General features: G+C 74.5%; 28 protein-coding genes. 27 read left to right on the top strand and 1 reads right to left on the bottom strand.

The window, feature by feature from the left end; genetic code table 11:
- Position 1: 1 nt before the first annotated feature.
- The 22 genes from ABD774_RS05370 (at position 2) to ABD774_RS05475 (ending at position 20,036) form a co-directional block, all read left to right on the top strand.
- Positions 2 to 1,879 (top strand): [protein-PII] uridylyltransferase family protein, encoded by a 1,878-nt coding sequence (locus tag ABD774_RS05370; RefSeq protein WP_345038499.1) that lies wholly within the window; start codon positions 2 to 4, stop codon positions 1,877 to 1,879.
- Positions 1,880 to 1,916: 37 nt separating this feature from the next.
- Positions 1,917 to 3,479: a signal recognition particle protein gene (gene ffh, locus ABD774_RS05375; protein WP_345038501.1), complete on the top strand. Its 1,563-nt coding sequence runs from the start codon at positions 1,917 to 1,919 to the stop codon at positions 3,477 to 3,479.
- Positions 3,480 to 4,064: 585 nt separating this feature from the next.
- Complete coding sequence (locus ABD774_RS05380; protein ID WP_345038504.1) at positions 4,065 to 4,520, top strand: hypothetical protein; 456 nt, start codon at positions 4,065 to 4,067, stop codon at positions 4,518 to 4,520.
- A gap of 12 nt (positions 4,521 to 4,532) precedes the next feature.
- Complete coding sequence (locus ABD774_RS21660; RefSeq protein ID WP_425554486.1) at positions 4,533 to 4,823, top strand: endonuclease domain-containing protein; 291 nt, start codon at positions 4,533 to 4,535, stop codon at positions 4,821 to 4,823.
- A gap of 21 nt (positions 4,824 to 4,844) precedes the next feature.
- The gene (locus tag ABD774_RS05385) at positions 4,845 to 5,939 is read left to right on the top strand and encodes an amidohydrolase family protein (RefSeq protein WP_345038506.1); all 1,095 of its coding nucleotides are present in this window, start codon (positions 4,845 to 4,847) and stop codon (positions 5,937 to 5,939) included.
- A gap of 474 nt (positions 5,940 to 6,413) precedes the next feature.
- Positions 6,414 to 6,773: a GntR family transcriptional regulator gene (locus ABD774_RS05390; RefSeq protein ID WP_345038508.1), complete on the top strand. Its 360-nt coding sequence runs from the start codon at positions 6,414 to 6,416 to the stop codon at positions 6,771 to 6,773.
- A complete protein-coding gene (locus ABD774_RS05395) occupies positions 6,770 to 7,645 on the top strand; it encodes an ATP-binding cassette domain-containing protein (protein WP_345038510.1) in 876 nt (291 codons plus the stop codon). The genes ABD774_RS05390 and ABD774_RS05395 overlap by 4 nt, the downstream gene beginning before the upstream one ends.
- The gene (locus ABD774_RS05400; RefSeq protein ID WP_345038513.1) at positions 7,642 to 8,445 is read left to right on the top strand and encodes a hypothetical protein; all 804 of its coding nucleotides are present in this window, start codon (positions 7,642 to 7,644) and stop codon (positions 8,443 to 8,445) included. The genes ABD774_RS05395 and ABD774_RS05400 overlap by 4 nt, the downstream gene beginning before the upstream one ends.
- Positions 8,446 to 8,447: 2 nt before the next feature.
- Entirely contained in the window at positions 8,448 to 9,374 is a 927-nt protein-coding gene (locus ABD774_RS05405) for an ABC transporter ATP-binding protein (RefSeq protein WP_345038515.1), read from the top strand.
- Positions 9,371 to 10,180 carry an ABC transporter permease gene (locus tag ABD774_RS05410; RefSeq protein ID WP_345038517.1) on the top strand — a complete coding sequence of 270 codons (810 nt, stop codon included), beginning with the start codon at positions 9,371 to 9,373 and terminating at the stop codon, positions 10,178 to 10,180. Before ABD774_RS05405 ends, ABD774_RS05410 begins: the two co-directional genes overlap by 4 nt.
- Before the next feature lie 239 nt (positions 10,181 to 10,419).
- Entirely contained in the window at positions 10,420 to 10,881 is a 462-nt protein-coding gene (gene rpsP / locus ABD774_RS05415; protein ID WP_345038519.1) for a 30S ribosomal protein S16, read from the top strand.
- Between the two features lie 4 nt (positions 10,882 to 10,885).
- A complete protein-coding gene (locus ABD774_RS05420) occupies positions 10,886 to 11,125 on the top strand; it encodes an RNA-binding protein (protein WP_345038522.1) in 240 nt (79 codons plus the stop codon).
- An 81-nt stretch (positions 11,126 to 11,206) separates the two neighbouring features.
- Entirely contained in the window at positions 11,207 to 11,788 is a 582-nt protein-coding gene (rimM, locus tag ABD774_RS05425) for a ribosome maturation factor RimM (RefSeq protein ID WP_345038524.1), read from the top strand.
- Position 11,789: 1 nt separating this feature from the next.
- The gene (gene trmD, locus ABD774_RS21830; RefSeq protein ID WP_486327271.1) at positions 11,790 to 13,187 is read left to right on the top strand and encodes a tRNA (guanosine(37)-N1)-methyltransferase TrmD; all 1,398 of its coding nucleotides are present in this window, start codon (positions 11,790 to 11,792) and stop codon (positions 13,185 to 13,187) included.
- Between the two features lie 172 nt (positions 13,188 to 13,359).
- Positions 13,360 to 13,716, top strand: a complete 357-nt coding sequence (gene rplS / locus ABD774_RS05440; RefSeq protein WP_345038526.1) for a 50S ribosomal protein L19 — start codon at positions 13,360 to 13,362, stop codon at positions 13,714 to 13,716.
- Positions 13,717 to 13,846: 130 nt separating this feature from the next.
- Positions 13,847 to 14,665, top strand: a complete 819-nt coding sequence (gene lepB, locus ABD774_RS05445; protein ID WP_345038528.1) for a signal peptidase I — start codon at positions 13,847 to 13,849, stop codon at positions 14,663 to 14,665.
- Positions 14,662 to 15,648, top strand: a complete 987-nt coding sequence (locus ABD774_RS05450) for a ribonuclease HII (RefSeq protein ID WP_345038530.1) — start codon at positions 14,662 to 14,664, stop codon at positions 15,646 to 15,648. The genes lepB and ABD774_RS05450 overlap by 4 nt, the downstream gene beginning before the upstream one ends.
- Before the next feature lie 7 nt (positions 15,649 to 15,655).
- Positions 15,656 to 15,958, top strand: coding sequence for a DUF2469 domain-containing protein (locus ABD774_RS05455; RefSeq protein WP_248257384.1), 303 nt, complete (start codon positions 15,656 to 15,658; stop codon positions 15,956 to 15,958).
- Positions 15,959 to 16,067: 109 nt separating this feature from the next.
- Positions 16,068 to 16,430: a YraN family protein gene (locus tag ABD774_RS05460; RefSeq protein WP_345038533.1), complete on the top strand. Its 363-nt coding sequence runs from the start codon at positions 16,068 to 16,070 to the stop codon at positions 16,428 to 16,430.
- Positions 16,431 to 17,984: a YifB family Mg chelatase-like AAA ATPase gene (locus tag ABD774_RS05465; protein ID WP_345038535.1), complete on the top strand. Its 1,554-nt coding sequence runs from the start codon at positions 16,431 to 16,433 to the stop codon at positions 17,982 to 17,984. It abuts the gene before it with no gap.
- Positions 17,977 to 19,113, top strand: a complete 1,137-nt coding sequence (gene dprA / locus ABD774_RS05470) for a DNA-processing protein DprA (RefSeq protein ID WP_345038538.1) — start codon at positions 17,977 to 17,979, stop codon at positions 19,111 to 19,113. The genes ABD774_RS05465 and dprA overlap by 8 nt, the downstream gene beginning before the upstream one ends.
- Before the next feature lie 20 nt (positions 19,114 to 19,133).
- Positions 19,134 to 20,036 carry a tyrosine recombinase XerC gene (locus ABD774_RS05475; RefSeq protein ID WP_345038540.1) on the top strand — a complete coding sequence of 301 codons (903 nt, stop codon included), beginning with the start codon at positions 19,134 to 19,136 and terminating at the stop codon, positions 20,034 to 20,036.
- A 23-nt stretch (positions 20,037 to 20,059) separates the two neighbouring features.
- On the opposite strand, the gene ABD774_RS05480 is transcribed toward ABD774_RS05475, so the two are convergent.
- Positions 20,060 to 20,860, bottom strand: coding sequence for a M23 family metallopeptidase (locus ABD774_RS05480; RefSeq protein ID WP_345038542.1), 801 nt, complete (start codon positions 20,858 to 20,860; stop codon positions 20,060 to 20,062).
- Positions 20,861 to 21,271: 411 nt separating this feature from the next.
- Here ABD774_RS05480 and rpsB point away from each other — a divergent pair, with 411 nt between their 5' ends.
- The 5 genes from rpsB to ABD774_RS05505 all read left to right on the top strand — a co-directional run bounded on the left by rpsB (position 21,272) and on the right by ABD774_RS05505 (position 25,521).
- Complete coding sequence (gene rpsB, locus ABD774_RS05485) at positions 21,272 to 22,273, top strand: 30S ribosomal protein S2 (RefSeq protein ID WP_345038544.1); 1,002 nt, start codon at positions 21,272 to 21,274, stop codon at positions 22,271 to 22,273.
- Positions 22,274 to 22,304: 31 nt separating this feature from the next.
- Positions 22,305 to 23,144 (top strand): translation elongation factor Ts, encoded by an 840-nt coding sequence (gene tsf / locus ABD774_RS05490; RefSeq protein WP_345038545.1) that lies wholly within the window; start codon positions 22,305 to 22,307, stop codon positions 23,142 to 23,144.
- Positions 23,145 to 23,260: 116 nt separating this feature from the next.
- Positions 23,261 to 24,007: a UMP kinase gene (gene pyrH / locus ABD774_RS05495; RefSeq protein WP_345038547.1), complete on the top strand. Its 747-nt coding sequence runs from the start codon at positions 23,261 to 23,263 to the stop codon at positions 24,005 to 24,007.
- A 4-nt stretch (positions 24,008 to 24,011) separates the two neighbouring features.
- Positions 24,012 to 24,569, top strand: a complete 558-nt coding sequence (gene frr / locus ABD774_RS05500; RefSeq protein WP_248257393.1) for a ribosome recycling factor — start codon at positions 24,012 to 24,014, stop codon at positions 24,567 to 24,569.
- 13 nt (positions 24,570 to 24,582) lie between these two features.
- A complete protein-coding gene (locus tag ABD774_RS05505; protein ID WP_345038550.1) occupies positions 24,583 to 25,521 on the top strand; it encodes a phosphatidate cytidylyltransferase in 939 nt (312 codons plus the stop codon).
- Positions 25,522 to 25,536: the final 15 nt, after the last annotated feature.

The raw sequence follows: 25,536 nt of genomic DNA on the forward strand, positions 1-25,536 counted from the left end.
GGTGGCGATCGCCGCGGACCGGCGGCCGGGCCCGGCGCAGCTTCCCCTGCTGGGGGAGCTGCGCCGGGCCCGCCTCGCGGTCCCCGCCCCGGCTCCTGGCGCTCCCGGCGCCCCGGCTCCTGGTGCTCCCGGCGCCGGGGCGGCCTACCGACGGCGGCTGGCCGACCTGACGGACGCGGCCCTCGCCGAGCTCTGGCGCCACGCCGCGGCGACCACCGGCCTGGACCTCGGCCACGGCGTCGCCCTGGCCGCCGTCGGCAGCCTCGGCCGGCGCGACGGCGGACCGGCCGCGGACCTCGACCTCGTCCTGGTCCACGACGGCCGGCTCCCGGCCGCCGACCTCGCGCGGCTCGCCGACGCGCTGTGGTACCCGCTCTGGGACGCCCGGCTCGACCTCGACCACGCGGTCCGCACGCTCGACGAGTGCCGGCGGGTCGCGTCGGCCGACCTGCCCGCCGCCGTCGGCCTGCTGCACCTGCGCACCGTCGCCGGCGACCCCGCCGTGGGGGAGCGCGCCCAGGAGGCCGTCCTCGCCGACTGGCGCTCCGGCGCGCGGCGCCGCCTGCCAGACCTGCTCGACTCGGTGGTCCGGCGCGCGGAGCGGTTCGGGGAGGTCGCCTACCTCCTCGAGCCCGACCTGAAGGAGGCGCGCGGCGGGCTGCGGGACGCCGTCGTCGTCGACGCCCTGGTCGCGAGCTGGCTCGCCGAGCGCCCGCGCGGGCGGCTCGACGTCGGACGGGCGCACGCCCACCTCCTCGACGTCCGGGACGCGCTCGCCCTGAGCACCGGCCGGGCGACGAACCGGCTGGTGCTCCCCGAGCAGGACGAGGTCGCCCGCCGGTGCGGGTTCGCCGGTGGCGACGGCGACGCCGCCGACGACCTGCTCGCCTCCGTCGCCGGCGCGGCGCGCGTCATCACGGCCGCGCTGGACACCACCGTGCGCCGGGCCCGCCAGAACAACGAGGCGCGCCGGCCGAGGCTGCTGCGACCGCTGCTCGTGCGAGGACGGGCCGCCCCGCCGCGCCTGCCCGCCGTCGCCGAGGGCCTGGTGGAGCACGAGGGCGAGATCGTCCTCGCGGCCGGCGCCGACCCCGCCGCCGACCCTCAGCTCGCCCTGCGTGCCGCGGCCGCGGCGGCGCGCACCGGCCTGCCGCTCTCGCCCGCGATGCTGGACTCCCTCGGCCGCACGGCCCCGCTACCCGAGCCCTGGCCGCGCGGGGCGCTCGGGCTGCTCCTGGAGCTTCTCGCCGCCGGCCCCGCCCAGGTCCCGGTGTGGGAGGCGCTCGACCTCGCCGGGGTCGTGACCGTGTGGTTCCCCGAGTGGGCGGCGGTGCGCAACCGGCCCCAGCGCAACGCCCTGCACCGGTTCACCGTCGACCGCCACCTCGTCGAGACCGTGGCCGGCGTCCCCGCCACGGCCGACGTGACGCTGCCGGGCGGCGTGACGCTGCCGGCCGACGTGACGCTGCCGGGCGGCGTGTCCGTCGCCGGCGAGCACGTGCTGCTGCTCGCCGCCCTCCTGCACGACATCGGCAAGACCCCCGGTGCGCACGACCACGCCGCGCGCGGGGCCGCCGTCGTGCCGGGCATCCTCGACCGGCTCGGCGTCTCGGCGGGGGAGCGGGACGACGTCGTCCTCCTCGTCCGCGAGCACCTGCTGCTGCCGGCGGTGGCCACCACGCGCGATGTGGCGGACCCGGCGGTGCTCGCCGAGGTGGCGGACGCGGTCGCGCGGCGGCCCGACCTGCTCCTCCTGCTGCGCCGGCTCACGGAGGCCGACGCGCGCGCCGCCGGCCCCCAGGCGTGGACCGCGTGGCGGGCGCAGCTGGTGACCACGCTCACGGACCGCGTGGCGGCGGCGCTGCGGGCGTTACCCTGATCGTCAGCCACGTCCGCCCGAAACCACGAGGTACGACTTGTTCGCCAACCTGTCCGACCGGCTTACCGCCTCCTTCAAGCAGCTGCGCGGGAAGGGCCGTCTGTCCGAGGCCGACATCGACGCCACCGTCTCGGAGATCCGGCGCGCCCTCCTCGAAGCGGACGTCGCGCTGCCCGTGGTGCGCTCGTTCACCGCCGCCGTGCGCGAGCGGGCGAAGTCGGCGGAGGTCTCCGCCGCGCTCAACCCGGCCCAGCAGGTCATCAAGATCGTCAACGCCGAGCTGATCGAGATCCTCGGCGGCGAGGCCCGCGACCTGCGTTTCGCCAAGCACCCGCCGACGGTGATCATGCTCGCCGGCCTCCAGGGCGCCGGAAAGACCACCCTCGCCGGGAAGCTGGGCCGGTGGCTGAGGGAGCAGGGCCACACGCCGCTGCTCGTCGCCTCCGACCTCCAGCGCCCCAACGCCGTCACGCAGCTGCAGGTGGTCGGCGAGCGGGCCGGCGTGCCCGTGTGGGCCCCGGAGCCGGGCAACGGCGTCGGCGACCCGGTCGCGGTGGCGCGCTCCGGCCTCCAGCACGCGCGGGACCGGCAGTACTCCGTCGTCGTGGTCGACACCGCCGGCCGCCTCGGTGTGGACGCCGAGATGATGCAGCAGGCGATCGACATCCGCGACGCGACCGACCCCGACGAGATCCTCTTCGTCCTCGACGCGATGATCGGCCAGGACGCGGTCACCACCGCGAACGCGTTCGCCGAGGGCGTCGGCTTCACCGGCGTCGTCCTGTCCAAGCTCGACGGCGACGCCCGCGGCGGCGCGGCGCTGTCCGTGCGCGGGGTGACCGGCAAGCCCGTCCTCTTCGCCTCCACCGGCGAGAAGCTCGAGGACTTCGAGCGGTTCCACGCCGACCGGATGGCGTCGCGCATCCTCGACATGGGCGACATCCTCACGCTCATCGAGCAGGCCGAGCGGACGTTCGACGCCGCCCAGGCCGAGGAGATGGCAGCCAAGCTCGCCGGCGACGGCGACTTCACGCTCCAGGACTTCCTCGGCCAGCTCGCCCAGCTGAAGAAGATGGGCTCGATGAAGAAGATGCTCGGCATGCTGCCGGGCATGGGCCAGATGCGCGAGCAGCTGGAGAACTTCGACGAGCGCGAGGTCGACCGCGTCGAGGCGATCGTGCACTCGATGACCCCGGCCGAGCGCGCCAACCCCAAGATCCTCAACGGCTCGCGCCGTCTGCGCATCGCGCGCGGCTCGGGCACCACGGTCGCCGAGGTCAACTCGCTCATGGAGCGCTTCGACCAGGCCAAGACCATGATGCGGCAGATGGCCCGCAACGGCGGCAAGGGCATGCCCGGGATGGGCATGATGCCCGGCGGCGGCAAGAAGTCCAAGGGCCGCATGGCACCGCCGCCGAAGAAGGGCAAGAAGGGCAAGTCCGGCAACCCCGCGAAGCGCCGCCAGCAGGAGCTGGAGGCCGCGCAGCGTGCGGCTCAGCAGCCCGCGGCGCCGTCGGGCTCGGCCTTCGGGCTGGGCCGCCAGCCTGCCCCGACCCAGGAGATGCCCGACCTCGAGGAGCTCCAGAAGTACCTCCGCTGATCCGCATGGACGCGTTCGGCCCTGAACTCTCCCGGGCGGCCGTCAGCGCCCAGGCGTTCGTCCCGGACTGCTGATCTGGTCGCTGCCTGCAGCCGCATCAGCAATCTGAGCTGGGTGGTTCGGTCCGGCGGGCCTTCCGGTCGAGCTGGCCTTCCGGTCGAGCTGGTGTTCCGTCCGGCTGGCTTTCCGGTCGAGCTGGCGTTCCGTCCGGCTGGCTTTCCGGTCCAGCGGCTTTCGGCCCACTCCCGGGTCTCGAGGCCGGTCTGGCCTGACGACACCTGCTCGAACTGCTGATCCGGTCGTTGCGAGCGACCAGATCGGCGGTCCGGTGGGTCAGCATCGGCATGCTCACCGTCCCGCCTGTGGACCGGTGGCCCCTCTGCCCGGAGCCTGGGGATCGAGAAACCACTGCCGTGTCCGTTCATCCACGGTGACGGCATGGACCGGGCAAGCCGCCGCCGCGCGGCCGAGTTGCTGCGGCGCCGCGCGGTGCTCGGGGTCTTCACGCTCAGGATGGCGCTGGAGGCGGGGTTCAGCCGAGGCGCTGTCCGTCACCGACGGGTGACAGGCGCCTGGAGCCACGTGGTGGGCACCGCGTTCGTCGACATGGAGGCGCCGGCTCTGGACGACGTCCGCCGTCGTGCTGTCGGTGCCTCGCTCTGCTGGCCGAGCAGCGTGGTGTGTCTGCGGACGGCCGCACTCCTGCACGGCATGCCAGTCGGCGACGACGGCGCGACGCACGTGATCGTGACGGGCGGGCGGCGGCCCACCCTCGGCCTCACGCCGCACTTCTTCGACGTGCCCGGGGGTCATGTCCGTCGAATGCTCTCGTTCCGCGTCACGTCGCCTCGACGAACGGCGATCGACTGCCTCGCGCACTTCTCGTTCGGCGAGGCGGAGCGACTGATGGCCTGGGTCCGCACCCGCGACATCCTGACGCTGGACGACCTGTCCGCCGCTGTCGACGAACGGGCCGGGCAGCCTGGTGTCACTCAGCTTCGGCGACTGCTCACCCTGACAGCGGGCGGTGGCCTCAGTTAGGGAGAACGCCGCCTGCACCGCCTGCTGGAGAGCGCAAGCCTGCACGGCTGGGAGGCGGACCAGCCGATCCTCGTCGGCGGCCGGATCGTCGGCCGGGCCGACGTGCTGTTCCGGAAGGAGCGACTGATCGTCGAGGTCGACGGTCGGCGTGCGCATCAGGACTTCGAGGCTGACCGTGCTCGGCTGAACGCGTTGACCGTCGCGGGGTACACCGTCCTCCGCTTCACTTGGAGGCAGCTGGTCCACGAGCCCGGGTCTGTACTGGAGCAGATCAGGGCCATGCTGCGGCGGGCCGGTTCCTGAGGGCGTGAGAACCTGTCGCCCATGAGCGAGGTCCTGCACCTGACCGGAACGATCGTCGTCGACGACGACACCGAGCTGCGGGAGGCGTGGGTCCTTGACGGGCGTCTCACCATGCGCAGGCCCGACGGTGCGGACGGCGCTCGCGAGCTCCGCGGCTGGGTCCTTCCCGGGCTGGTCGACGTCCACTGCCACATCGGGCTGGGCGCCGACGGCGTGGTCAGCGTGGAGGACGCGGTGCTGCAGGGCAAGACCGACCGCGACGCCGGCACCCTGCTCGTCCGCGACGCCGGCTCGCCCATGGACAACCGCTGGGTCCAGGACCGGGAGGACCTGCCGCGGCTCATCAGGGCCGGCCACCACCTCGCCCGCCCCAAGCGGTACCTCCGCCATTACGGCCTCGAGCTCGACGACGTCGCCCATCTCCCCGAGGCGGTCGCCGAGCAGGCGAGATTCGGGGACGGATGGGTCAAGATCGTCGCCGACTGGATCGACCGGTCGCTCGGCGCCGACGCGGACCTCACACCCCTCTGGCCGTCCGACGTGCTGAAGGACGCGATCGCCGCCGCGCACGAGAACGGGGCCCGGGTCACCGCGCACACGTTCTCCCACGAGGCGATCGACCCGCTGCTCGACGCCGGGATCGACGGCATCGAGCACGGCACCGGCATGGACGCGGACCACATCGCCGAGGCCGCCAGGCGCCGCATCCCCGTGACGCCGACGCTCCTGCAGGTGGGCAGGTTCACCGATATCGCCGACCAGGCCGGAGGCAAGTACCCGGTCTACGCCGCGCGCATGCGGCGCATGCACGCACGCCGGTACGAGCACGTGCGCGACCTCCATGCCGCGGGCGTGCCGCTGCTCATGGGCTCGGACGCCGGCGGCACGATCGCGCACGGCTCGCTGCCGGCCGAGCTCGCCGAGGTCGCCCGGGCGGGGGTGCCCGCGGCCGACGTCGTCGCCGCCGCGAGCTGGCGCGGCCGACAGATCCTCGGCGTGCCGGGGATCAAGGAGGGGGCGAGCGCCGACGTCGTCCTGTACGACGCCGATCCCCGGGCGGACGTCGACGTGCTTGCCCGGCCGTCCGCCGTCGTCCTGCGCGGCCGGCGTTACTGATTCCGGCGGCCGACCGCTGACCGACGCGAAGCGACGACCGGCCGCAGCGGTGAGCCTGCCGATGTGGTCGTCGGCGACGACCAGTTCAGCAGTCTGAGGGACCGGCCCTCGGCTGAGGACGCCGACGGGCCGCTGGCGGACCGGGCCCGCCGGTGCGGGTGGCGGACCATGCCCGCCGGTGCGGTGGGAGGCCCACTGCGGCGCACGTCCTGCCTCGCCGGCCCATCTGAGACTGCCGATGTGGTCGTGAGGGACGACCAGTTCAGCAGTCTGAGGGACTCGGCTGAGGACGCCGACGGGCCGCCGGCGGACCGGGCCCGCCGGTGCGGCCTCGGCTGAGAACGCCGACGGGTCACTGGCGCCGGGTCGGACGAGGGCGGTCGAGCAGCGTCGGTCGGCTGGCGCAGGCACTTGTCGTTCTAACGGTTCTGTGGTTCATTAGTCGAGTAATGAACCACAGAACCGGGGTGACGGATGTTCGACGGGCCCGAACCGATCTACGTGCAGATCGCCGAGCAGCTGCGCCGCCAGGTGCTCGACGGCACCCTGTCGGCCGGTGACCAGGTCATGTCCACCACCCAGTACGCCACCACCTACCGCATCAACCCGGCGACGGCCGCCAAGGCCTTCGCCCAGCTGGTCGACGAGGGCGTCATCTACAAGCAGCGAGGAGTGGGGATGTTCGTCGCGGACGGCGCCCGGGAGCGCCTGCGGGAGCGGCGCCGGGGCGCGTTCTTCACCGACCGGGTCGATGCCGTCGTCGCCGAGGCCCGGGCACTGGGCATCAGCTCCGACGAGCTTGTCGCCTACATCACGAAGGGGGAGCGGTCGTGACCGGCCTGACCGTGGAGGTCGAGGACCTCAGCGTCCACCACGGCGAGGTCCGCGCGGTCGACCACGCCACCTTCACGCTCCCGGCCGACTCCGTCACGGGTCTGCTCGGGCGCAACGGCTCCGGCAAGTCCACGCTGCTCTCGGCCGTCGCGTCGATGCGCCGCCCGACCTCGGGCCGGATCCTCGTCGACGGGGAGGACCCGTTCGAGAACGAGGCTCTCATGGAGCGCATCTGCCTCGTGCGGGAGGCCGGGGACCTCCTGCCCGACGAGCGGATCGTCACCAACCTCGCCTACGTCGCCACGGCGCGCCCGACCTGGGACGACGATCTCGCCGGCCGCCTCCTCGACGCCTTCCGGCTGGACCCGCGGGCGAGACCGCGCCAGCTCTCCCGCGGCGCGCGCTCGGCCCTCGGCGTCGTCGTCGGGATCGCCTCGCGGGCGCCGCTGACGATGCTCGACGAGGTCTACCTCGGGATGGACGCGCCGTCGCGCTACCGGTTCTACGAGCTGCTGCTCGATGACTACGCGGAGCACCCTCGCACGATCGTCCTGTCCAGCCACCTCATCCAGGAGGTCGAGCGCCTGCTCGAGCACGTCGTCGTGCTGCACGAGGGTAGGGCGCTGCTGACCGGCAGCGCCGACGAGCTGCGCGCCCGCGGGGCCACCCTGACCGGCCGCCCCGCCGACGTCGACGCCGCCGCGGCCGGCCTGACAGTGCTCTCCGAGCGGCACCTCGGCCCCACCAAGCAGACCACGGTCCTGGACGGCGTCGACGCCGCCCGCGCCGCGGCCCTCGAGCGCTCCGGCGTCGAGGTCGGCCCGGTCGACCTGCAGGACCTCTTCGTCCACCTCACCGGGAGGAACTCGTGAGCCGCACGCACGACGCCGCGCCCGTCACGGACCTCACGGGACTGACCGCGGGGAGCCAGCGGTACGGCCGGCGCGTCTCCCACCGGCGCCCGCAGTGGTGGCGCGCCGCCTTCTGGATGGTGCGCACGCAGGCGTACCTGGGCCTGTGGTTCTGGGCGATCGTCGTCGTCCTGGCGTTGGCCGCCACGGTGGTCGTGAGCCAGGTGGCGCAGGTCGAGGTCTCGATCCTCCAGTTCGCCGCACACGGGGCACTCTGGTTCCCGTTCGCCCTCATGATCACGGTCGTGGCCGCCCAGCTGACGGGCCACGTCGGCAACGGCATGACCCGCCGCTCCTTCGTCCGCGCCGCGCTGCTCGCCGCGACCGCGACCGGGCTCGTTTACGGCCTCGTCATCGCGGTCGGGCTCGCTGTCGAGGGCGCCATCTACGACGGCGTCGGGTGGCCGCACGTGCACGTCGCCACCACCGGCCCGGGCGGCGACGACGTGGTCGCCCCGTGGGGCCTCGGGCTGCCCACGTCCGCGTTCGTCTACGCGGTCCGCACCGCGGGGAGCGCGGTCGCCGGCCTGCTGGTGGGCATCACCTACTACCGCCTCGGCGGTCTGCGGGGCACCCTCCTTCTCCCTCTGACGGTGCTGCCGGCGGTCGTCGGCCAGGACGACCTGGCCGCCCGGGCGGCCGACGCCCTCGGGCTCTCCCTCCCGCTCTACACGTTCGCCACGCTGGCCGTCCTCGCGCTCGCCGCCTGGGTGTTCGGCCGGCTCACCCGTCACGCACCTCTCGCACACCCTCGGAGCTGACCATGGAACCCGTCATCACCGTGCAGCACCTCCGCAAGACCTTCGGCGCGACCGTCGCCGTCCAGGACGTGAGCCTGACCGTCGGTCGCGGGGAGATTGTCGGCGTCCTCGGTCCCAACGGTGCCGGGAAGACGACGACGGTCGAGATCGTCGCGGGCCTGACACCCCCCGACGCCGGCCGGGTCGAGATCCTCGGCCACGACCCGCAGCGCGACCCCGCCGCGGTCCGCCAGCTGGTCGGCATCCAGCTCCAGGAGTCCCGGCTGCCGGCGAGGATCCGCGTGGAGGAGGCGCTGCGCCTGTACGCGTCGTTCTACCCGGACCCGGCCGACGTCGACGAGCTCATCACCCTGCTCGGGCTCGAGGACAAGCGGCGCACCGCGTTCGACGACCTCTCCGGCGGGCAGCAGCAGCGGCTGTCGATCGCCCTGGCGCTGGTCGGCCGCCCGCAGGTGGTCGTCCTCGACGAGCTGACCACCGGCCTGGACCCTCGCGGGCGCCGCGAGACCTGGGCGCTGGTCGAGCGCGTGCGCGACTCCGGCGTCACCGTCCTCCTCGTCACCCACTTCATGGACGAGGCCGAGCACCTGTGCGACCGCGTCGTCGTCATCGACTCAGGGCGTGTGGTGGCCGAGGGAACGACGGCGGAGCTGACCGCCGCCGACGCCGAGCCCTCCCTGCGGCTGCGGCTGCCGGTCGGTGCCCCGGCCGGGCTGGAGGACCTGCTGAGGTCTCTGCCCGAGGTGTCCGCCGTCGTCGGTGACGACGGCGCCCTCCGGATCCGGGGCGACCGCCGGGTCCTGCCCGCCGTGGTCGCGGCCCTCGACGAGCGCGGCGTGGTCCCCGCCGAGCTCAGCACGCTCACCCGCTCGCTGGAGGACGTCTTCGTCGACGTCACCGGCTCCAATCTCGAGGAGGCGGCGGCATGACCACCCTTCCCCTGACCGCCCACCTCCACCTCGGGGGCGGCCGCACCGGCATGCGGGGCCTGCCGGCTCTCGTGCGCTCGGAGGCGAGGCTGTTCCTCCGCGATCCAGGCACGGTCTTCTTCTCTCTGGCCCTGCCCGCCACGCTCGTCCTGGGCATCGGGTTCGCCCTGCCCGGCATGCGTGACCCCATCACCGACGCCGGTCCGCCCTGGGACGGCCTGACGCCCGTCGCCACCTTTCTCCCGGTCGTGCTGGCGACGGCGATCGCCGCGCCGGCGCTGAGCACCATGCCGACGTTCATCGCCGGCTACCGCGAGCGGGGGGTCCTGCGGAGGCTGTCGACCACCCCGATGCGGCCGCAGGGCGTGCTGCTCGCCCAGGTCGTGGTCAACGTCGCCGCCTTCGCCGTCGCGGCCGCCCTCGGTGTCGCCACGGCCGCCCTGGCCTTCGGAATCGTCGTGCCGCGGCAGGTGGGCCTGCTCGTGGTCGCCGTCCTCCTCGGCGCCGCGTCGACGTTCGGCATTGGCCTCGTGATCGCGGCCGTGGCGCCGAAGGGGTCCACCGCCGGCGGGCTCGGCATGCTCGCCTACTTCCCGCTGCTCTTCTTCGCGGGCATGTGGACCCCCGGCCCGGCCATGCCCGACGCCGTGGCCACCGTCGGCCGGTTCACCCCGCTCGGCGCGGCCGGTCAGGCGATGAACGAGGCGTGGTTCGGCACCGGGGTCCCCGCGTTCGAGCTCGTCGTGATGGTGGCCTGGGTCGTGGTCCTGTACCCGGTGGCGGCCAGGATCTTCCGCTGGTCCTGATGTCCGCCCCGGCCCGGGTGCGCCTGGGACCGCCGGCCCTGGGGAAGTGGTGAAGGGCACGTCGGTGCGCGGACGCCGCGGGGTTGGGCGGGTCCCCAAGTTCTGGCAGAATGACCCGCTGTACTCAGCCCGTCCGGCCCCTCTCACCGGGTGAGGTTGTGTCCTGCGACCAGACGGACCGCCGAATCCCACCGGCAGCCCGCGCGGTCCACCCTTACGAAACCAGGAGTGACCACCTAGTGGCAGTCAAGATCCGTCTCAAGCGTCTGGGCAAGATCCACGCGCCGTACTACCGCGTCGTCGTCATGGACTCGCGGACCCGCCGTGACGGCCGGGCGATCGAGGAGATCGGGAAGTACCACCCGACCGAGGAGCCCTCGCTCATCGACATCGACTCCGAGCGCGCGCAGTACTGGCTCTCCGTGGGCGCGCAGCCCACCGAGCAGGTCGCCGCGCTCCTCAAGGTCACCGGTGACTGGCAGAAGTTCAAGGGCCTGCCGGGCGCCGAGGGCACCCTGCGCACCAAGGACTCCTCCGAGTCGGCCGCGGAGGCGCGCGCCGCCGCCGTCAAGGCCGCCGAGGACGAGGCCGAGAAGCGCAAGGCGAAGGCCGCCGAGGCCAAGGCTCAGAAGGACGCCGGCGCGTCCGAGGCGCAGTCCGAGGAGGCGGCGGAGGAGTCCGCCCCCGCCGAGGACGCCTGATCCCGTGCTGGCCGACGCTCTCGAGCACCTCGTGCGTGGCATCGTCGACCACCCGGACGACGTGCAGGTGACGTCCCGTTCCCTGCGCCGCGGGGAGCTGCTCGAGGTTCGTGTCCACCCCGAGGACCTCGGCCGCGTGATCGGCCGGTCCGGGCGCACCGCCCGGGCCCTGCGCACCGTCATCGGTGCGCTCTCCACGTCCGGCCCCGTGCGGGTCGACGTGGTGGACACCGACCGCCGCTGAGCAGCCACGCGCAGACCCGGTCCGCCCCGGCGGGCCGGGTCTGCGCGCATCCACCGCCCGACCGAACCTGAGGAGCACACCGTGCTGCTGACCGTCGCCGTCATCGGCGCCCCGCACGGGCTGCGTGGCGAGGTGCGCCTCGACCTGCGCACGGACGACCCGGAACGGCGCCTCGCCGTCGGGAACGTCCTGGAGACCGAGCCCGCCGACGCCGGGCCGCTGACCGTCACCCGCGCCCGCACCGCCCCCGACGGCGCCACCTTCGTCATCTTCGACGAGGCCCGGGACCGCACCGCGGCCGAGGCGCTGCGCGGCGTCCGCCTGGTCGTCGAGTCCGACGAGGACGAGGGCGACGACGACGAGGGCTGGTACCCCCACGAGCTGGTCGGCCTGCGGGCCGTGCACGTCGACGGCCGCGAGCTCGGCACCGTGGCCGCGCTCGAGCACCTGCCCGCGCAGGACGTCCTCGTCGTCACCGAGCCGGACGGCGGCGAGGCCCGCGTGCCGTTCGTGGCCGAGCTCGTGCCCGACGTCGACCCCGGCGCCGGCACGGTCACGCTCGACCCGCCCCGCGGGATCTTCGCCGGCGACCCGGCCGAGTGGGAGGACGAGGGCGAGGACGAGGAGGCCGGCACCGACGAGGGTGCGGGCACCCGGGCCTGACATGCGCATCGACGTCGTCACGATCTTCCCCGGCTACCTCGACGCCCTGGACCTCTCCCTCGTGGGCAAGGCCCGCCGCGACGGGCTCCTCGACCTTCGTGTGCACGACCTGCGCGACTGGACCACCGACCGGCACCGCACGGTCGACGACACGCCCTTCGGCGGCGGCGCCGGCATGGTCATGCGCCCCGACGTGTGGGGGCGGGCGCTGGACGACGTCCTGGGCCGCACCGGCGGCGGCGACCCCGCCGGCCGGCAGGTCCTGCTCGTCCCGACCCCCTCGGGGGAGCGCCTCACCCAGCGCACCGTCGAGGACCTCGCCACCGTCGACCAGCTCGTCCTCGCCTGCGGGCGCTACGAGGGCATCGACGCCCGCGTCGCCGAGCACTACGCCGACGCCGGCGTCGAGGTGCGCGAGTTCTCCCTCGGGGACTACGTGCTCAACGGCGGGGAGGTCGCCGCGCTCGTCGTCGTCGAGGCGGTCGCGCGCCTGCTGCCCGGGGTCGTCGGCAACCCCCAGTCCCTCGTCGAGGAGTCCCACGGCGCGGCCGGGCTGCTCGAGTACCCGGTCTACACCAAGCCGCCCGCGTGGGCCGGCCGGGAGGTCCCCGAGATCCTGCTCTCGGGCCACCACGGCAACATCGCCCGCTGGCGCCGCGACCTCGCCCTGGAGCGCACCGCGGAGCGCCGGCCGGACATGGTCGGGACGCTGGACCCCGCGGACCTCGACCGCCGGGACCGCGCCGTCCTGGCCCGGCACGGCTGGTTCGTCCCGGCCGGCGGCGCCGCTCCGGTGCGCGTCGTCGTCCGTCCCGGCCGGCCGGAAGACGCGGCCGGCCTCGCCGACCTCGCCGCCGCCACCTTCCCGCTCGCGTGCCCGCCGCACATGGCCGAGGAGGACGTCGCCGCCTTCGTGGCGGCCCACCTCGGGCCCGAGCACTTCGCCGCCTACCTCGCCGAGGAGGAGCGGTACCGCGTGCTGGTGGCCGAGGGGCCGGCCGGGCCGGTGGGGTACACCCTGCTCGTGCTGCCGCTGACGGCTCAGGAGTCCCCGTACGCCGAGGACGTCGCCGCCCTGGTGGTGGCCCGGCCGGCCGCCGAGCTCAGCAAGTGCTACGTCCTGCCGGAGTTCCAGGGCTCGGGCGTGGCCGGGGCCCTGCTCGACGCGACGACGACGCAGGCCGCCGCACACCTGGTCGAGGACGAGCCGGTCGCCACGGTGTGGCTCGGCACGAACCGGGCCAACCGGCGCGCGCAGCGCCGCTACGCGCGCCACGGGTTCGTCACGCTGGGGACCCGCCGGTTCCGGGTGGGGGAGAGCCTGGAGGAGGACGTGGTCATGGCCGTCACGCTCGCGGACGTGCCGCAGACCACACCGCCGCCCGCCCCCGCGGGTTAGCCGCACGCGCGGACGCTGTGGCAGACTGGGACGGCCCTGCGTCCCGAACCAGCGCCGTCAGACCTGCCACAGGGGGTCCACGGCCCGCGGACGGGGGCGACCCGATGACGAAACGCGGCGAGCGCCGCCCGACATCGCGCGTGACCTGTGGCACGAGCGGGAAGAGATCACCATGCAGACCCTGGACATCGTCGACGGCGCCTCGCTGCGCGACGACATCCCCGCCTTCCGCGCCGGCGACACCCTCAAGGTGAACGTCAAGGTCGTCGAGGGTAACCGCTCCCGCATCCAGGTCTTCCAGGGTGTGGTGATCGCCCGCTCCGGCCAGGGCGTGCGCGAGACCTTCAAGATCCGCAAGGTCAGCTTCGGCGTCGGCGTCGAGCGCACGTTCCCCGTGCACTCCCCGTCGATCGACTCGGTCGAGGTCGTCACCCGCGGTGACGTCCGCCGCGCGAAGCTGTACTACCTGCGCAACCTGCGCGGCAAGGCTGCGAAGATCAAGGAGAAGCGCGAGACCACCGCGCGCTGACGTCCTTCACGGTGCCCGGCACACCTCGCGGTGTGCCGGGCACCTGCACGTCCCGGCCTTGTAAGGTCGACCCAGGTCCCTCTGGGCCGGCAGCGTCCTGGCTGAGCAGGGCCAGAGGGGAGCGGATCGCTTGACCACCGACAGCACCGACGGCGGCACCCGCCGGGGCGACGGCGCCCCGGGCGAGACCGGGGCCATGCCGCCGAGCTACCCGCCCCGGGCGACCCCGCGGGGCCGTGGGCGCCGGACCGCGCCGATCGGGGACGCGCCGACGGCCCGCCGCGGCGGATGGTTCCGCGAGACGCTCACCGTCCTGGTCTCCGCGCTCGTGCTCTCGGTGCTGATCAAGACGTTCCTCGCCCAGGCCTTCTACATCCCGTCCGGCTCGATGGAGGACACCCTCGAGCTCGGCGACCGCGTCATGGTCAACAAGCTGGCCCCCGGGCCCTTCGAGCTCGACCGCGGCGACATCGTCGTCTTCGTGGACCCGAACGACTGGCTTGGCGAGCTGCCGCCGGACACGCGGCCCGCGTGGCAGCGCACCGCCACGGAGCTGCTGACCTGGATCGGGCTCCTGCCGCAGGACGCGGGCCACCACCTGATCAAGCGCATCATCGGGGTCGGCGGGGACACGGTGGAGTGCTGCGACGCCGAGGGCCGGCTCATGGTCAACGGCGAGCCGATCGACGAGCCCTACCTCAAGGACGGCACGGTCCCCAGCGAGCAGGAGTTCGCCGTCACGGTGCCGGAGGACCACGTCTGGCTGATGGGCGACAACCGCTCGAACTCCGCCGACTCGCGTGCCCACCTGGGGGACCCCGGCGGTGGCGCCGTGCCCGTGAAGAACATCGTGGGGCGCGCGTTCGTGCTGCTGTGGCCTGCGGACCGCATCACGTTGCTGGACAATCCTGAGGAGACCTTCACCGACGTCCCGGAGCCCGCGCCGTGACCGCCACCGCCGCCGCCCGCCGCACCAGGCGGCCCAAGCCCACCCGTGTCCTCGAGAACGCGATCCTCGCCGAGCTCGGCGACGGCGCGCTCGTCGCCGGGATGGACGAGGTCGGCCGCGGTGCGCTCGCCGGGCCGGTGAGCGTCGGGGTCGCCGTCGTCAGCGCGGCCACGTCGCGCCGCATGCCCCCCGGGCTCGCCGACTCCAAGCTCCTCACCGCGCAGGCGCGCGAGGACCTGGTGGCGCCCGTGCGGGCCTGGTGCACAGCCTCGGCCGTGGGGCACGCCTCGGCGGCGGAGATCGACGAGCTCGGCATCATCGCGGCCCTCCGGCTCGCCGGACGGCGGGCGCTCGCCGAGCTGGCCGGCGCCGGCGTGGTGCCGGGGATGGTCATCCTCGACGGCGTCCACGACTGGCTGGCCGAGCCCGCGCAGCTCGAGCTCTTCGCCCCCCGGCCGCCGGCGGTGCTCGTGCCCGGCTCGGAGGAGGAGCTTCGCACGCCGCCGGTGCGCACCCAGGTCAAGGGCGACGCCCGGTGCGCCGTCGTCGCCGCCGCGAGCGTGCTGGCCAAGGTCGCCCGCGACGCCATCATGGTCGGGATGCACGAGGAGCACCCGCGGTACCACTGGGCGGGCAACAAGGGCTACAGCTCACCGGAGCACGTGACCGCGCTGAGCGAGCACGGGCCGTGCGAGCTGCACCGCCGCTCGTGGCGGCTGCCGGGCGTCGGGGCCGCGCACGCCGCCCAGAGCGGCGCCGACCTGGCCGCCGCGGCGCCCGACGCCGCCGGCGGCTGGAGCCCGGACGAGGCGGGCGGCGGCTGGGCCGTGAGCCTCGAGGACGACGGCGAGGGCTGGGCCGCGCGCCCCGACGAGGATGGCGACGGCTGGGCCGCGCGCCCCGACGAGGACGGCGACGGCTGGGGAACGACCGCGGACGACGCGGCGGCGGCTGGCGCGGGCGTGCTCGTGGGCGGGGCATGATGGTGCCGTGAGTGCCGAGGACCTGGAGAACTACGAGACCGAGCTCGAGCTGGACCTGTACCGCGAGTACCGGGACGTGGTGGGCCTCTTCAGCTACGTCGTGGAGACGGAGCGGCGCTTCTACCTCGCCAACAACGTCGACGTGCAGGTGCGCTCAGCCGGCGGCGAGGTCTTCTTCGAGCTCACCCTCAGCGACGCCTGGGTCTGGGACGTCTACCGCTCGGCCCGGTTCGTGAAGTCCGTGCGCGTGGTGACGTTCAAGGACGTCAACATCGAGGAGCTCGCCAAACGGGAGCTCGAGCTGCCGTAGCGGCCCCTCCCTCCACAGCCCGGCCGGCCGCCGCGCCGTCCACAGCGGGGCGGCAGCCCGCCCCGCCACCACCCGCTCCCGCGGGACGGTGCGGGTGGAGGTGGTCGCGATGCGGGCGAAGGACGCGGTGGGCAGGTACGGCGAGCGGGTCGCCGCGCGGTACCTGGGCGAGCACGGCATGGAGGTCCTCGAGCGGAACTGGCGGTGCCCGCACGGGGAGATCGACATCGTCGCGCACGACCGGGGGCCCGACGAGCTCGTCTTCGTCGAGGTCAAGACGCGCCGCGGCACGGGCTACGGGCACCCCGCCGAGGCGGTCACACCGGTCAAGCTCGCCCGGCTGCGCCGGCTCGCCGGCGTCTGGCTCGGCACCCACGGCGCCCGGGCGGACGGCATCCGCATCGACGTCGTCGCGATCCTCCTGCGGCCCGCCGGCCTCCCGCTCGTCGAGCACCTGCGGGCGGTGGGCTGAGTGGGGCTCGGGCGGACCTGGACGGTCTCCCTCCTCGGCCTGACCGGACACCTGGTGGAGGTCGAGGCACACATGAGCGCCGGGCTGCCGGCGTTCACCCTGGTCGGTCTCCCGGACACGGCGGTGAACGAGGCACGCGAGCGCGTCCGGTCGGCGGTCAGCAGCTCGGGGGTGACGTGGCCCGCCCGCCGGACGACCGTCAACCTCTCGCCCGCCTCGCTGCCCAAGTCCGGCACCGGGCTCGACCTCGCCCTCGCGGTCGCGGTCCTCGTCGCCGCCGGGCTGCCCGGCCGCGGGGCCGCCGAGCGCACGGTGCACCTCGGCGAGCTCGGGCTCGACGGGCGGCTGCACCCGGTGCGCGGGGTGCTCCCGGCTGTCGCCGCCGCCGTCGCGGCGGGCCGGTCGGAGTTCGTCGTCCCGATCGCCAACGCCGCGGAGGCCGCGCTCGTGCCGGGCGCCCGGGTGCGGGCGGTGGGCCACCTCGCCGAGCTCGTCCTCGCCTACGGCGGCGACGCGGCAGTGCCCGACGGCGTGACCGCGGTCCCCGCGGCGCCGGCGCCGGCCCCGACGACCGCGGACGCCGCCCGGGCCGCGGACCTGGCCGACGTCCGGGGGCAGGACGACGCCCGGTTCGCGCTCGAGGTCGCGGCGGCGGGCGGGCACCACCTGTTCCTCCTCGGCGCGCCGGGCGCGGGCAAGACGATGCTGGCGGCGCGCCTGCCCGGCCTGCTCCCGGACCTCGCCGAGGCCGACGCCGTGGAGGTCACCGCTGTGCACTCTGTCGCCGGCACCCTGGACCCCGCCGCGGGCCTGGTCCGCCGCCCGCCCTTCGAGGACCCGCACCACACAGCGACCCCGGCCGCCGTGATCGGCGGGGGCAGCGGCTTCCCCCGGCCGGGTGCCGCGACCCGGGCGCACCGCGGCGTCCTGCTGCTGGACGAGGCACCGGAGTTTTCCCCACGCGTCCTGCAGACGCTGCGCCAGCCGCTCGAGCAGGGCGAGCTGGTGCTCCAGCGCGCCGCGGGCTCCGCCCGTTACCCCGCCCGGTTCCAGCTCGTCCTGGCGGCGAACCCGTGCCCGTGCGGCAAGGCCGTGGGCAAGGGACTGTCCTGCACCTGCTCCGCCCTCGAGCGCCGGCGTTACCTCGGCCGCCTCTCCGGTCCGCTGCTGGACCGGATCGACATCCAGGTGGACGTGGGCCCCGTGACGCGGGCCTCGCTGTCGTTGGCGGGCGACCCCGAGCCGACGGAGGTGGTGGCCGCGCGGGTGGCGCAGGCCCGCGCCCGGCAGGCGTCCCGGCTGCGTGGGACGCCGTGGCGGACCAACGCCGAGGTCCCCGGCTCGTGGCTGCGGGGCAGCGAGGGCGGCCTGCCGGCCGACGTGCGCCTGGCCCTGGAACGGGCGATGGACCGGGGCGCCCTGAGCATGCGCGGCATGGACCGCGTGCTGCGGCTCGCCTGGACCCTCGCCGACCTGGCCGGCCGGGAGCGCCCCACCACCACCGACGTCGGCGCCGCGCTGGCGCTGCGCACCCGAGGAGGAACGGATGCCTGACCTGCCCTTCGACGCGACCGACCCCAGGCTGGCCGCCGCCGCGTGGAGCAGGATCGCCGAGCCGCCGGACGCCGCGGCCGGCGCCCTGGTCGAGAACCTCGGCGCGGTGGAGGCGCTCGGCTGGCTGACCTCCGTGGCCGGCGGTCGTGCGAGCGCCGGCGCGCAGGACTGGGAGAGAGCCGTCGCCGGCTGGGCCCCGCGGCTGGAGAACCTCGACATCCGGCGCGAGCTCGACACGCTCCACCGGCTGGGCGGGCATCTCCTCCTGCCGGGCGACCCCGGATGGCCCGCCGCCCTGGACGACCTCGGCGTCGAGCGGCCGCACGCCCTGTGGGTGCGGGGCGGTGCGGTCACCGGCACCCGCGCCGTCGCCGTCGTCGGGGCCCGGGCGGCCACCACCTACGGCCAGACCATGGCCGCCGAGCTCGGGACGGGTCTGGCGGAGGCCGGCGTGACGGTCGTCTCTGGCGGTGCCTACGGCATCGACGCCGCCGCCCACCGCGGCGCCCTCACGGTCGACGGGGTGACGACGGCCGTGCTCGCCGGCGGCGTCGACCGGCTCTACCCGGTCGGCAACACGAGGCTCCTCAACGCGGTCGCCGCCTCCGGAGCGGTGGTCTCCGAGGTGCCACCGGGCTCGGTCCCGTCCCGCAACCGGTTCCTGGCCCGCAACCGGCTGATCGCCGCGCTGGGGGCGGCCACCGTGGTGGTCGAGGCGGCGTGGCGCTCCGGCGCGCTGAGCACGGCCGCCCGCGCCGCGGACCTCTCGCGCCCGGTCGGGGCGGTGCCCGGGCCGGTGACGTCCATGGCCTCGGCCGGGTGCCACCGGCTCATGCGGGAGCAGGGGGCCGTCTGCGTCACTGACGTCGCCGAGGTGCTCGAGCTCGCCGGCGCGGCGGGGGAGCACCTCACCACCCCCGACCGGCCGGCCCCGCCGGGGCTCCTCGACGGGCTGGACCCTGTTGCGCGGCGGGTGCTGGACGCGCTCCCGGCGCGGGGCTCCGCCCCGGTGGCGAACGTCGCGCGGGCCGCCGGGCTGCCACCGGCGGAGGTCCGCGCGGCCCTGGGCAACCTCGAGCTCGAGGGACGGGCGCGGCGCACCGGCTCGGCGTGGGCACGTCCGCGGTGAGGACGCGTACGTTTGGGCCCGTGGACGCGACGGGGACGGTGCTCGAGGGGTTCGGCAGGCACCTGAGCCTGCAGCGCAACCTCAGCGCCCACACCGTGCGGGCCTATCTCGGTGACGTCACCTCCCTCCTCGAGCACCTCGACGAGCGCGGGACAGCCCTGGCCGACCTAGACCTGACCGCGCTGCGGTCCTGGCTCGTCGGGCAGCAGCGGCGGGGCATGTCCCGCGCCACGCTCGCCCGACGGGTCGCCGCGGTCCGGACCTTCTGCACGTGGGCCGCCCGTTCCGGTCATCTCAGCTCCGACGTGGGGGCGCGGCTGCGCAGCCCGCGGCCGGACCGGCACCTGCCAGCGGTCCTGGGCGTGGAGGACGCCGCGGGGCTGCTGCGCACGGCCGAGGAGCTGGCGGGCGACGACGACCCGTTGCACCTGCGGGACTGGGCCGCCCTCGAGCTGCTCTACGCCACCGGCGTGCGGGTCAGCGAGCTCGTCGGTGCGGACGTCACGGACGTGGACCTCGGCGAGCGCACCGTGCGGGTGACCGGCAAGGGCGACAAGGAGCGGGTGGTGCCGTTCGGCGTCCCCGCGGGCCGCGCCGTCGCCGCCTGGCTGGACCGCGGCCGGCCCCGCCTCGTCGGCCCGGGCAGCGGCGCTGCCCTCTTCCTGGGCGCGCGCGGCGGGCGCCTGGACCCGAGGACGGTGCGCGGCGTGCTGCACCGCCTCACGGCGGTGGCCGGCGTGCACGACCTCGCCCCGCACGGCCTGCGCCACAGCACAGCCACGCACCTGCTCGCCGGCGGCTCGGACCTGCGCACGGTCCAGGAGGTGCTGGGGCACAGCTCGCTGGCGACCACGCAGCGCTACACCCACGTGACCCCCGAGCGGCTGCGCGCCGCCTACACCCAGGCGCACCCGCGCGCCTGAACCACCGCGGGCTCACCCGGCGGTCACCCGGCGGCGTCCTCGCCGTCCGGCAGCAACCGGATGACGACGTCCGCCCCCAGCAGCCGCAACGGGTCGACGTAGGTCTGGGGGCCGGTGCGCGCGCCGAGGTGCAGGCACCCGCCCGGCGGAAGAACGAGACAGTGCAGGCCGTCGAGCCGGCCCACGGGCTCCCCGGCCGCCACCCGCTGGCCCGGCCGGACGGAGGGGCGCACCGGCTCGTACGTCGTGCGGATCCCGTCCGCGTGCTCGATCGAGACCACCGGCCGGTCCACCACGGTGCCCGCGAAGACGACCACGCCGTCCGCGGCCGCCAGCACCTCAGACCCGAGATCGAGCTTGAGGTCGACCCCGCGGTGCCCGGGCGCCCACGGTGCGGACGGCTCGTCGAAGGCGCGGAGCACGTCGGCCGGTCCGCCGGTCGGCCACACGTAGGACGTGGCGGAGCCGATGCGGGTCGGTCCGGCTGCCGGCCGCTCGCCGGGAGCGGCCCCCGCAGACGCAGCCTCGGCGGCGGGTGCGCCGGCGTCGGCGCTGGGCCGGGCCACCCCGGCGGGCGGGTGCGCGGACGCGGCCGCCGCCGTGGCGAGGCCGAGCGCCGCGAGCAGGGGGAGAAGGACCGCGTGGCGCCGCGCGAGCGCGCGGGCCCGGCCGCCCGGGCGCACCGTCGGCACGGGGCGGCCCGTCGTCGGGACCGGGCGGTGCGTCGTCGGGACCGGGTGGTGCGTCGTCGGGACCGGGTGGCGCGGCCCGGGGAGAGGGCGAGCAGTCGTCGGGAGGGCGTCTCGGTCGGGTTCGGCAGCCATGGCGGCAGGCTGCCGCCACGGCAGCCGCCGCCGCGGCGCGCCGCGGTCGCCCTGTGGACGGTGCGGCGCCGAGCCCGCCTGTGGACGAGCGACCGGGTGACCGCCGCCGCAGGCACGCGGGTGCGGAAACCGGCCGGTCATCGGCTAGCATGGACCCCGCAACCGGCACCTGTCGGTTGACATCGCGTGCCCGCACGTCGTCGCACCAGCCCGCCGCACGGCGAGCCTCGGTCGACGAGGCGAGAGAGCAGCGGTCCCGTTCGCGGGTCGCTCACTCGTCGCGGGCACCAGGGCACCGCGACCACCCGGCCGCGGGCGACAACCGGAAAACGGGCCACGGTGCCGGCGCAAGCCGGCCGACCGGGCCCACTTCGTGTGCGGGCCAAGGCCGGCACCAGGAAAGGACGTGGCATGGCCGTCGTCACCATGCGCCAGCTCCTCGAGAGCGGCGTGCACTTCGGGCACCAGACCCGCCGTTGGAACCCGAAGATGAAGCGGTTCATCTTCACCGAGCGCAACGGCATCTACATCATCGACCTCCAGCAGTCGCTGAAGGACATCGACCGCGCGTACGAGTTCGTCAAGGAGACCGTCGCCCACGGCGGCAACATCCTCTTCGTCGGCACGAAGAAGCAGGCCCAGGAGGCCATCGCCGAGCAGGCGCAGCGCGTGGGCATGCCCTACGTCAACCAGCGCTGGCTGGGCGGCATGCTGACCAACTTCGGCACCGTGCACAAGCGCCTGCAGCGCCTCAAGGAGCTCGAGCAGGTCGACTTCGACGACGTCGCCTCCTCCGCCTTCACCAAGAAGGAGCTGCTCATGCAGCGCCGCGAGAAGGAGAAGCTCGAGCGCACCCTCGGCGGTATCCGCGACATGGCCAAGATCCCGTCGGCCGTGTGGATCGTGGACACCAAGAAGGAGCACCTGGCCGTCGCCGAGGCCCGCAAGCTCAACATCCCGGTCGTCGCCATCCTCGACACCAACTGCGACCCCGACGAGGTCGACTACCGCATCCCGGGCAACGACGACGCCATCCGCGCCGTCTCCCTGCTGACGCGTGTGATCGCCGACGCCGCGGCCGAGGGCCTCGTCACCCGCCACGGTGGGGGCACCGCCGAGGCGGGCGCCGCCGAGGAGCCCCTGGCCGAGTGGGAGCGCGAGCTCCTCGAGTCGCACGAGGCCGAGCAGAGCACCAAGGCCTCCGTCGTCGCCGCCGACGCCCCGGACGAGGCCGTCGAGGCCGCGCAGCAGACCGCGGGTGCGACGCACGACGCCGAGCAGGTCGCCGAGGCCGCCGAGGCGGCCGAGGAGAGCGCCCCCGTGACCGACGTGGCCGGCCCCGACACCACCCAGGTGGCGGACAACTCCGCCGCCGCGCAGGACGCCCAGGCCGCCGAGTCCGAGCAGGCCTGACACACCACCGCTGATCTGGAGAGGATCGTCCATGGCGAACTACACCGCCGCTGACATCAAGGTTCTGCGCGAGAAGACCGGCGCGGGCATGCTCGACGTCAAGAAGGCCCTCGACGAGGCCGACGGCGACCAGGAGAAGGCGCTGGAGATCATCCGCGTCAAGGGTCTGAAGGGCGTGGCCAAGCGTGAGGGCCGCACCGTGGCCGAGGGCCTGGTCGCCGCCGAGGTCGTCCCCGACGGCGACGGCGAGACCGGCGTCATCGTCGAGGTCAACTCGGAGACCGACTTCGTCGCGAAGAACCAGACGTTCATCGACTTCGCGAACAGCGTCCTCGAGGCGGCGGTGTCCTCCGGCGCCGCCGACGTCGACTCGCTGCTGGCCGCACAGCTCGACGGCGCCACCGTCGCGGACAAGGTGGACGGCATCGCCGCCACCATCGGCGAGAAGATCGTCGTGCGTCGCGTCGCCCGCGTCAGCGGCGAGAAGGTCGCCCTGTACCTGCACCGCACCGCCAAGGACCTCCCGCCGTCGGTGGGTGTCCTGGTCGCCTCGGACGAGGCGGGCGCCGCCGTCGCCCGCGACGTCGCGATGCACATCGCGGCGTACTCCCCGTCGTACCTCAGCCGCGACGAGGTCCCCGCCGACCTCGTCGAGAACGAGCGTCGCATCGCCGAGGAGACCGCCCGCAACGAGGGCAAGCCCGAGGCAGCGCTGACGAAGATCGTCGAGGGCCGCATGAACGGCTACTTCAAGGAGAACGTCCTGCTCGACCAGGCGTTCGCGAAGGACCCGAAGAAGACGGTCGGCAAGGTCGTCGAGGAGGTCGGTGGCACCCTCACCGGCTTCGTCCGCTTCCGCGTCGGCAACTGACGCACCACCCGGTGGCCCCGGTCCGCGAGTCGGACCGGGGCCACCGTGCAACCCGGGCGCGTCCGGCGAGCGGCGCGCGCACCACCGCCAGTAACGTCACCGCAGGAGGCTGACACATGACCCACGACGCGACCACGCACCACCGACGGGTGCTCCTGAAGCTCTCCGGAGAGGTGTTCGGCGGGGGGAGCGTCGGTCTCGACCCGGACGTCGTGGCCGACGTCGCGCGTCAGATCGCGGCCGCCGTGGTCGACGGCGTCCAGGTGGCCGTCGTCGTCGGCGGCGGGAACTTCTTCCGCGGCGCCGAGCTCTCCCAGCGAGGGATCGACCGCTCGCGCGCGGACTACATGGGCATGCTGGGCACCGTGATGAACGCCCTCGCCCTGCAGGACTTCCTCGAGCAGGCCGGCGTGCGCACGCGCGTGCAGACGGCCATCACCATGGGGCAGGTGGCGGAGCCGTACATCCCGCTGCGCGCCATCCGGCACATGGAGAAGGGCCGCGTCGTCGTCTTCGGCGCCGGGGCCGGGATGCCCTTCTTCTCGACCGACACGGTCGCCGCCCAGCGGGCGCTGGAGACCCACTGCGACGAGGTCCTCGTCGGCAAGAACGGCGTCGACGGCGTCTACACCGCCGACCCGCGCACCGACCCGTCGGCGACCCGCCTCGACCACCTGACCTACGACGACGCCATCCGCCAGGGCCTGCGCGTGGTCGACGCCGCCGCCTTCAGCCTCTGCATGGAGAACGACCTGACCATGCGCGTCTTCGGCATGGGCGAGCCCGGCAACGTCACCCGCGCCCTGCGTGGTGAGAAGATCGGAACGCTCGTGACCGCCAACCCCCACAACACCAAGGAGTGACGCCGTGATCGACGACGCCCTGCTCGAGGCCGAGGAGAAGATGGACAAGGCTGTGGAGGTGGCCCGCGAGGAGCTCAGCCACATCCGCAGCGGCCGCGCCAACGCCGGCATGTTCAACAGCATCCAGGTCGACTACTACGGGGCCCCCACGCCGCTGCAGCAGCTCGGGTCCCTGACGATCCCCGAGGCCCGCACCGTCCTGATCTCCCCGTACGACCGGTCCGCCTCGAGCGCGATCATCAAGGCGCTGCGCGAGTCCGACCTCGGCGTCAACCCCAGCGACGACGGCAACGTCATCCGGGTGGTCCTGCCGGCCCTGACGGAGGAGCGCCGCCGCGACTACGTCAAGCTCGCCAAGACCAAGGGCGAGGACGCGCGCATCTCCATCCGCGCCATCCGGCGCAAGGCCAAGGAGGAGCTCGACCGCATCAAGAAGGACGGCGAGGCGGGCGAGGACGAGGTCGACCGCGCCGAGAAGGAGCTGGAGGCCCTGACCAAGAAGCACGTCGAGGTCGTCGACCACGTGCTCGAGGGCAAGGAGCGCGAGCTCCTCGAGGTCTGAGCCACCTGCCGCGATGAACGCACCGGACGAGTCCTCAGAACCGCTCGCGAGCGCGGTACGCAGGCTGCGCGAGGCGCGGCGCCGTGCCCGCACGGCCCTCGTCGAGCCGGCACCGCCCCGCCCGCGCCCGCTGCCGCCCACGGGCCGCGCCGGCCGGAACCTCCCGGCCGCCATCGGCGTGGGGCTGGGTCTGCTGACGGTCGTCGCCCTGAGCCTGTTCGTGCGCCGCGAGGCGTTCGTGGTCCTGGTCGTCCTCGCCGTCTGCGGGGCGCTCTGGGAGCTCGCGGCGGCGGTGGGCCAGCGCCACATCCGCATCCCGGTCCTCCCGCTGTGGGTCGGCGCCGTCGGCATCCTGGTCTCCGCCTGGGTGGCGGGGCCGGAGGCGATGCTCATGGCGTTCACGCTCACCGCGGGCGGCGTGTTCGTCTGGCGGGTGCTGGACGGCGGCGGCATGGACGCCGTGCGCGACGCCTCGGCCGGCATCTTCGCGGCCGCCTACGTCCCGTACCTGGCGGGGTTCGCGGTCCTGCTCCTGCGCGAGCCCGACGGGCCCTGGCTGGTGGTCGCCTTCCTGCTGGTGACCATCGCCAACGACACCGGCGGCTACATCGCCGGCGTCCTGTTCGGCAAGACCCCGATGGCGCCGTCGATCAGCCCCAAGAAGTCCTGGGAGGGCATGGCCGGTTCGTGGCTGCTCTCCACCGCCGTCGCGGTGGTGATGGTCACCCCGGTGCTCGGCGGCCCCTGGTGGGGCGGGCTGGTGCTCGGGACCGTCGCCGTCGCCGCCGCCACCACGGGGGATCTGGCGGAGTCCCTGCTCAAACGGGACCTCGGGCTGAAGGACATGGGCTCGCTGCTCCCGGGGCACGGGGGGATCATGGACCGCCTGGACTCCCTGCTCGTCTGCGCCCCGGTGTCCTACCTGGTGCTGCGGGCGGTGCTCGGAGGGTGAGCACCGGATGAGAGG

Source organism: Georgenia daeguensis, assembly GCF_039537705.1.
Classification (GTDB): Bacteria; Actinomycetota; Actinomycetes; order Actinomycetales; family Actinomycetaceae; genus Georgenia; species Georgenia daeguensis.